This window comes from Phenylobacterium sp., assembly GCF_035276905.1.
Lineage (GTDB): Bacteria > Pseudomonadota > Alphaproteobacteria > Caulobacterales > Caulobacteraceae > Phenylobacterium.
This window is the reverse complement of the sequence record NZ_DATELG010000169.1, coordinates 1-2,711: the sequence shown is the minus strand read 5'-3', so window position 1 is coordinate 2,711 and position 2,711 is coordinate 1. Positions and strand designations below refer to the sequence as shown.

The 2,711-nt window shown below is 68.6% G+C and carries 1 protein-coding gene and 2 pseudogenes; 1 reads left to right on the top strand and 2 read right to left on the bottom strand.

Annotation, left to right across the window (positions count from 1 at the left end; all coding sequences use genetic code 11):
- Together VJS38_RS07720 and VJS38_RS07715 are read right to left on the bottom strand one after the other, a co-directional pair.
- A pseudogene (locus tag VJS38_RS07720) lies at nt 1-300 on the bottom strand (AraC family transcriptional regulator); the annotation flags it as partial.
- A 139-nt stretch (nt 301-439) separates the two neighbouring features.
- Nucleotides 440-1,597: an ISAs1 family transposase gene (locus tag VJS38_RS07715; protein WP_324087570.1), complete on the bottom strand. Its 1,158-nt coding sequence runs from the start codon at nt 1,595-1,597 to the stop codon at nt 440-442.
- A 177-nt stretch (nt 1,598-1,774) separates the two neighbouring features.
- On the opposite strand from VJS38_RS07715, the pseudogene VJS38_RS07710 reads away from it, so the two are divergent.
- Nucleotides 1,775-2,711 (top strand): annotated as a pseudogene (locus VJS38_RS07710) (RNA polymerase sigma-54 factor); the annotation flags it as partial.

Genomic DNA, 2,711 nt, shown 5'->3' with positions numbered 1-2,711 from the left:
CGAAATGGTCAGGACCGACCCCGTCGTCTCGGTTTCGTAGACGAAGCCATGCACCACGCTCGACGGCACCAGGAGCAGGCAGGGCGCGTGGAAGGGGATCACGTGGGCGTCGGCGTTCATGTCGCCACCGCCCTTGTCGATCATGAAGACGTGGCAAAGGTTCGCGTGGGTATGCGGACGAATATTCCAGTTGGCGGGGCGGCTGCGGTCGTCCAGCGCCTCCAGGTGCAGAAACCGGTCGCCGACCGCACGAGGCGGTTCGCCGTAGAGGAAGAAGCGCGGAATCTGTACGGCGGCCACCCGCTCGCTCCCGGAACGTCCAGGGCTCTCCAGGAGCGGCCCGCAGGACGAAAAGTCCAGTTATTAGGCCGAACGGTCCATCGTCAACCGCCGCCTTCCGCCTATGTTTCGCCTCCAGCCGCAGGGCAACGAATCGGGGTTAACGGCCTGAAGCCCCGATGAGTGATGCGAGGTAGTTCTGGTCCCAGCCTGCGAGTTTTCGCCGTGTTTTGAGGCTGTGGCGGTCGTTGGCGGTTCGCACGAGATTGAGGGCGAAGTGGCGGACGATGGCCATGTTCTTGGCTCCATGTCCCTTGCGCAGGCGTGACTGATCTTCGTTGAACGTGACGTCGAGCACCCAGTGCAGGGCGTTCTCGATGCGCCAGTGGCTGCGCACCGCCGCGGCGAGATCCTGGGCCGACAGCGGGCGCGAGGTGATGAACAGGCGGGTTTCGCGGCGGCAGCGGTCGGCGAGCTCGGTGCGGGTCTCGACCTTGGCGACGGCGGCGATGGCGGGGAAGCGGTGCTCGCCGGGAAACCTGCGGTCGCCGACGAGCCATTCGACGTCCTTGGAGACGAAGACGCGGCGGTCCTCGATGCGGCCGTGGCCCTTGTCGACGTCGACGAAGACCTCGAGGCTCTCGGGCGGGGCGTCCTGGAAGAAGCGTTCGATCTCGCCCTGAAGGTGGCTCTGGTTGGCCTTGACCGCCAAGAGGTAGTCCGCGCCGTGGCCGGTGATCGCGGCGGCGATCTTGGGATTGCAGGCGATGGCGTCGATGCTGACCAAGGCGCCCTTCAGGCTGCCGGCCTCCGCCAGCTTGCCCAAGAGCGCCGGAATGGCCTCGATCTCGTTGGACTTGGCCCGCACCGCCTCCTGGCCGAGCACCAGCCGCTCGCGCGTGGCGAAGGCCGAGACCAGATGCAGCGGAGCCAGGCCCGCCGCGCGGTCGTGGGTGCGTCGTGAGGTCTTGCCGTCCAGCGCCAGGAGCTCCGGCGCATCCGGTCGCAGCTCCCGGGCCCAGCTCATGAAACAGGCCGCGAACAACTCCGGGTCGATCCGGTTCATCAGGATGTTGAGCCAGCGTTCGCCGGGCACGCCGTGGTCGAACGGCAAGAAGCGGCGCAGGAAATCGAGATGCGCCCGGCCCCAGGCGGCGATGTCGTCGAAGTCGTCGCACGAGGCGATCGAGCCGCACACCACCAGCAGCAGCACTTCCGGCAGCGGATGGGCCACCCGCCAGGGCTCGCGCGGATCGGCCACCTCCGCAAAATGGTCCAGCAGGCGCCGCAACCGCGGCTTGTCCAACACCACGTCCATCCCTGGGCTCCGACTCAGCGTCGCCGCCCAGGGAATCACGCCCTCCGCAAGCCGTCACCGCCGTTAACCCGAGTTCGCCACCCTGGCGCCGACGGTGGCTTAAATCGCCGGCGTTAACCACTCAGTGGGGATCGGCCCCTAGCCTGGGAAGCAAGAAACAGGCCAGGAGGCGGTTCTTTGGCGCTCAGCGCACGACTTGAGATCCGGCAGGGTCAGGGGCTGGTCATCACGCCCCAGCTGCAGCAGGCGATCAAGCTGCTGCAGATGTCGAATCTCGAGCTCGAGGCCTTCGTCGAGACCGAGCTGGAGCGCAATCCGCTGCTGGCGCGCGACGAACGCGACAACGAGGCGGACGAGGCCCCGCACGACGAGGCGGCGGCCCCGGCCGAGCACGCCGCCGACGCCGAAGCCCGGGCGGATCTGGACACCACCCACGACGAGGCCTCGCCCGGCGAGCGCGCCACGGGCGACGCGCCCGAAGCGGCCGACGTGGGTGGCGCCATAGACTGGTCCAAGGCCGGATCCGGCGGCGGCTTCGATCACGGCGGCGAAGGGTTCGAAGGCGCGCTCAGCAAGGACAAGACCCTTGTCGAACATCTGCAGGACCAGCTCTCGGCCTCGGGCCTCTCGCCCACGGAGACGGTGATCGCCGGGGTCCTGATCGACGCGGTGGACGAGGGCGGCTATCTGCGCGCCGACACCCAGGAGGTGGCCGAGCGGCTGGGCTGTGCGCCTTCGCTGGTGGAGAAGGTGCTGGGCGTGGTCCAGGGCTTCGATCCCGTGGGCGTGGCGGCGCGCGACGTGCGCGAGTGCCTGATGATCCAGCTGAAGGATCAGAACCGCTACGATCCGGCGATCGGCGCCCTGCTCGACAACCTGCAGCTCCTGGCCCGGCGCGACCTGGCGGCGCTGAAGAAGATCTGCGGCGTGGACGACGAAGACCTGCGCGAGATGATCGCCGAGATCCGCGGCCTGACGCCCCGGCCGGGCGCCGCCTTCCCCGGCGGCGAGGCCGCGACGCCGGTGGCTCCGGACGTCTTCGTGCGCGAGGGCCCCGGCGGCCTGTGGCTGGTGGAGTTGAACTCCGACACCCTGCCCCGCCTGCTGGTCGACC